Source organism: Bradyrhizobium sp. (genome assembly GCF_049519115.1).
Taxonomy (GTDB): domain Bacteria; phylum Pseudomonadota; class Alphaproteobacteria; order Rhizobiales; family Xanthobacteraceae; genus Bradyrhizobium.
In genome coordinates, this window is record NZ_JBEKRB010000147.1 from 1 (window position 1) to 4,554 (window position 4,554).

Annotated in this window: 4 protein-coding genes and 1 pseudogene; 4 read left to right on the top strand and 1 reads right to left on the bottom strand. The window is 57.7% G+C overall.

Annotated elements, in window-relative coordinates; genetic code table 11:
- A pseudogene (locus ABSE61_RS36090) lies at window positions 1-194 on the bottom strand (tyrosine-type recombinase/integrase); the annotation flags it as partial.
- 242 nt (window positions 195-436) lie between these two features.
- On the opposite strand from ABSE61_RS36090, the gene ABSE61_RS36095 reads away from it, so the two are divergent.
- From ABSE61_RS36095 to ABSE61_RS36110, 4 genes are all read left to right on the top strand, one after another.
- A complete protein-coding gene (locus ABSE61_RS36095; protein ID WP_423875935.1) occupies window positions 437-1,414 on the top strand; it encodes an ABC transporter substrate-binding protein in 978 nt (325 codons plus the stop codon).
- Window positions 1,415-1,642: 228 nt separating this feature from the next.
- Window positions 1,643-2,035 (top strand): cupin domain-containing protein, encoded by a 393-nt coding sequence (locus ABSE61_RS36100; RefSeq protein WP_423875936.1) that lies wholly within the window; start codon window positions 1,643-1,645, stop codon window positions 2,033-2,035.
- A 157-nt stretch (window positions 2,036-2,192) separates the two neighbouring features.
- On the top strand, window positions 2,193-3,365 hold the full coding sequence (locus tag ABSE61_RS36105; RefSeq protein ID WP_423875937.1) for an ABC transporter substrate-binding protein: 1,173 nt from the start codon (window positions 2,193-2,195) through the stop codon (window positions 3,363-3,365).
- A gap of 75 nt (window positions 3,366-3,440) precedes the next feature.
- Window positions 3,441-4,415, top strand: coding sequence for an ABC transporter substrate-binding protein (locus tag ABSE61_RS36110; RefSeq protein WP_423875938.1), 975 nt, complete (start codon window positions 3,441-3,443; stop codon window positions 4,413-4,415).
- Window positions 4,416-4,554: the final 139 nt, after the last annotated feature.

Below are 4,554 nucleotides of genomic sequence, written 5' to 3' on the forward strand. Positions count from 1 at the left end.
ACATCACAGCCGCGAAGCTTGCTGTCGATTGCCAGATTGAACATGGCGAGGTCGCGAGCGCGGCCTTCGATCTGGAGTTTCGTCCGGATCGACCAGACGTGTTTGGGTCGCAGCGGCGGCTTCGCTCCCGTGAGCTTGCCCTTGTTCCACGGCACCCGCTTGGGCGCGGGGGTCGCATTCACTTGATCCTGCATGGCCATACTCCTGGGCTCGGTTACAGAGGCCGAGAAGCATGGGCCACCGGATCAGGCATTGGAATTAGGTCGGTTTTCTGGCGAAAGCGGACTTCACCTCAAGTCTAGCGGCAAACGACCTGTAGCGTTTGACCCATCTGAGACATCGACCGCGCATAGGTAGCGCTCTTGAGCCAGTTTCGGCTCTATCAATTTGCTCGTTTTAGCAGCTAGTATGCGGCCTCCCAGCTTGGGGAATGGACATGCAGCGCCGCGATTTCATCACCCTGCTTGGCGGAGCGACAGCGGCGTGGCCGCTCTTCGCACGCGCGCAGCAGCCGATGCCGGTGATCGGTTTCCTCAGTACCAGATCGCAGGGAGAGTCTGCCTCTGCTGTTGCCGCCTTCCATCGCGGTCTGAGCGAAACTGGTTATGTCGAAAATCGCAACGTGGCGGTTGAATACCGCTGGTCAGATAATCAATATGACCGCTTGCCCGCGTTGGCGGCCGATCTGGTTAAACGTCAGGTGGTCGTGATCGCGACGGGTGGTGGACCGACTAGCGCATCCGTGGCGAAGGCAGCGACTGCGACGATTCCAGTCGTGTTCGTGAGCGGCGAAGACCCGGTCAAATTCGGCCATGTGGCCAGCCTCGATAGACCAGGTGGTAATCTCAAGGGCATCAGCTTTTTAGCCACAGCGCTGGGCGCCAAGCGTTTGAATCTGATACGGAAGCTCCTCCCCGCAAAGACGGTCGCTTTTCTCGTGAACCCGAACAATCCGGAAACCGAGGGCCAAACGCTCGATTTGCAGGTAGCGGCAAGCACGGTCGGGCAACAAATCATTGTCCTAAAAGCCACCAGGAATGGCGATCTCGAATCGGCATTCGCGAATCTCGTTGCACAAGGGGCCAATGCTGTGATCGTTTCGAGCGATCCTTTTCTTCTCAGCCACCGCAATAAAATCACCGAGATGGCGGCTCATCATCGGGTGGCAGCTTGCTACGCGTGGCGGGAGGCCGTCATGGACGGCGGCTTGATGAGCTACGGAACCAACATACCGGATGCATACCGCTTAGCTGGCATTTACACGGGCAGAATCCTCAAAGGTGCCAAGCCCGCGGACTTGCCGGTGATGCAGCCGACAAAATTCGAGTTGGTGATCAATCTTAAGACAGCCAAGGTGCTCGATCTCGACGTTCCGGCGACGCTGCTTGCTACCGCCGACGAGGTCGTCGAATGAAGCGGCGACTTCCGGTGTTGGAGGAGGAGTGGACCTAGTTCAGATCCGCCCCGAGATCTCAGTTTGATGACCCATTGCAGACCTTGTTAGGACACGTCAAGATTGGGCTTCCGTCGGTCGGGCGGAGCTGAAACAGAATTTTGCAGATGACGCCTAGGTCAAGGGTGGGAAGACTGCGTTCGACCGCCTTTGCGTTTCGTTCCTAACAACAGCAGGCAAGAGGTACAAATGACCGTAACGCTCGCTTCAAAAAGGATCGTGAATCCGCCAGAGCTCGCTTCACACTTCATCGCGATCAACGATATGCCTTGGTCTCAGACCGATTTTCCCGGCATTGAGATGAAAGTTCTGTACACAGACAAGGCTTCCGGCGCAGCAACGATAATGTTCAAGATGGACCCGGGAGCCGTCGTGCCGCTGCACGAACATACGGCTTTGGAGCAGACATATATGTTGTCCGGCAGTCTGAAGGACGACGAGGGCGAAGTCGGACCCGGCGAATACGTTTGGCGTCCGGGTGGCAACAGGCATATTGCTCATGCTCCGAACGGCGCTGTCTTCATCTCGTTCTTCCTTAAACCGAACAAGTTCGACGAAGGCTCTAAGTTTTTCACTGAGTGAGCGCTCGTGGGGTCGATTGGAAGTTTTCTCGAGTTGTGACGTGCGGGAATAACTCGACTTCCAATGATGAACCGCTGAGCGCAACGATAAAGGGGAGGGGAAAATGAAGCGAAGCGCGAGTGCCATCGTCGTAGCCGCGGTCCTTGGTGCCGTTGGTGTGACAAGCGCGCTGGCGCAGTCGTCCGATCAAAGCCCGGTGCGGATTGGTGTCCTGGAGGATATGACGGGACCGCTGTCCAGCATCGGAGGGCCCGGAAACGTCGTAGCGGCTACGATGGCAGTCGAGGATTTTGGCGGCAAGGTGCTCGGTCGAAAGATCGAGATCGTTTCTGGTGACGATCAGAACAAACCTGACGTCGGGCTCGGCATCGTCCGGCGTTGGTTCGACGTCGAAAACGTCAGCATGGTAACGGGCCTCGGCAATTCGGGCGTAGCGCTCGCGATCCAAAATCTGGCTCGAGAACGCAAGCGCATAGACATCGTCATCGGCGCTGCCGCCCAAGAACTTTCGACAAAACAGTGCTCGCCGACGGGTTTTCAATGGAACTGGGATGCGCATGCCGTCGCATCGACGGTCGTGAACGGTCTTATGGACGCGACGCAAGCGAAATCATGGTACTTCCTTACAGTCGACTACGCGTTCGGCCATTCAGTTGAACGCGAGGCTACCGCGATCATCAAGGATCGAGATGGTAAGGTAGCCGGTTCTGCTCGGCATCCGCTGGGAACCGCGGACTTCGCTTCCTTCATGCTGCAAGCGCAGGCCTCGAAGGCGGACGTCGTCGCGCTGGCCAACGTCAGCGCTGATCTCGTGAATTCGGTCAAGGCGTCTAGGGAGTTCGGCATCGTCGCGGGTGGACAGAGGCTCGCAGCATTCATCCTGCAGCAGGCTGAGGTTTCCGGACTCGGTCTCGATGTGGCCAAGGGATTGGTTACGACCTCAGCGTTTTTCTATGGAATGAACGACGAAACACGTGCTTTCGGCGATCGCTTCGCTTCCCGCTTCAACGGGCGACTGCCTGGCACGAATCAGGCCGGAGTTTATTCGGCCGTGCTACATTACCTCAAAGCGATGCAAGCTGCGGGAACCGATTCGGGCGAGACGGTTGCGGTCGCGATGCGGCGTATGCCCGTGACCGACTTCGCAAATAAAGAGGCGCATATTCGTGCTGACGGTCGTTTGCTACGCGATCTATTTCTCGTCCAGGTAAAGTCTCCCGAAGAGTCTAAATTCCAAGGCGATTTTTACAAGGTGCTGACGAAAGTCGGTCCCGAAAAGGCATTCGCCAAGATAAGCGATGAATGCGTTATCCCGAAGTCAGCGGAATGAAGCGTCACTAGGACGCGTTCCACCGGCGCTGCTTGCGCGTGCCGACGAGGTGATCGAATGAGACGGCGCGAGTTCATGGCGTTTGCCAGTGGCGCGGCGGCTTGGCCGCTTACGGTGCGGGCGCAGCAGACCGAGCGGATGCGGCGGATCGGCGTGCTCATGGCGTTCGGCGAAAACGATCCTGAGGGAACGCTTTGGGTTTCGAGTTTCACGAAGGGGCTTCACGAGTTGAGTTGGATAGATAGCCGCAACGTGCGGCTCGACGTTCGTTGGGCCGCAGGCAGACCTGAGCGGATCCAGAAGTTCGCAAAAGAACTGGTTAACCTGCAACCGGACGTAATCGTTGCGCACGGGACGCCGGTGACTGCTGCACTCCAGCGGGAGACACGAACGATCCCGATCGTATTTGTGACCGTCTCGGACCCAGTCGGGGATGGCTTCGTCGCGAGCCTATCTCGCCCTGGCGGGAACATTACCGGCTTTCACTTCTCAGAGGGAGAAATGACAGGCAAGTGGCTAGAGTTCCTCATCCAGATCGCACCCAGCGTCAAGCGAGTCACAATTATGTTCAATCCCGACACGGCAGCCGGCCGGGGAGCATATTATCTGCCGTCATTCGAAGCAGCTGCTCGATTGCTCAAGGTGGAAACGATCACAGCGCCCGTTCGTAGCGCCGCCGAAATCGAAAGTGGCATAACATCGGTTGGGCGCGAGGCCGGGAGTGGCCTCGTCCTCATGGCGGATCCTTTTTTGGTAGTCCACCGCGATACAATCATATCGCTGACAGCTCGAAACAATGTGCCGGCGATCTATTTTCTTACAGTCTTTGCCAGAAACGGTGGTTTGCTTTCCTACGGACCCGATAACGCGGCTATGTTTCACCGTGCCGCCTCCTATGTCGATCGTATCCTCCGTGGTGAAAATCCGGCAGGGCTTCCGGTCCAAGTCCCCACCAAATATGAGCTAGTGATCAACCTCAACACCGCCAAGGCGCTCGGCCTCGCGGTACCGACGTCAATGCAACAGCTCGCCGACGAGGTGGTCGAGTGACGCGGGCCACTTCCGGGTTTGTGCAGGTTTTTGGACGCCGGCATAACGGACGGTTCCACGCGCTGTGGCGGCCGGCGTCCAAAAAGCGCCAAGGCACGAAGTCGCGGGAAGTTTGGCACTGGCGGCGCAGCGGGCGCTA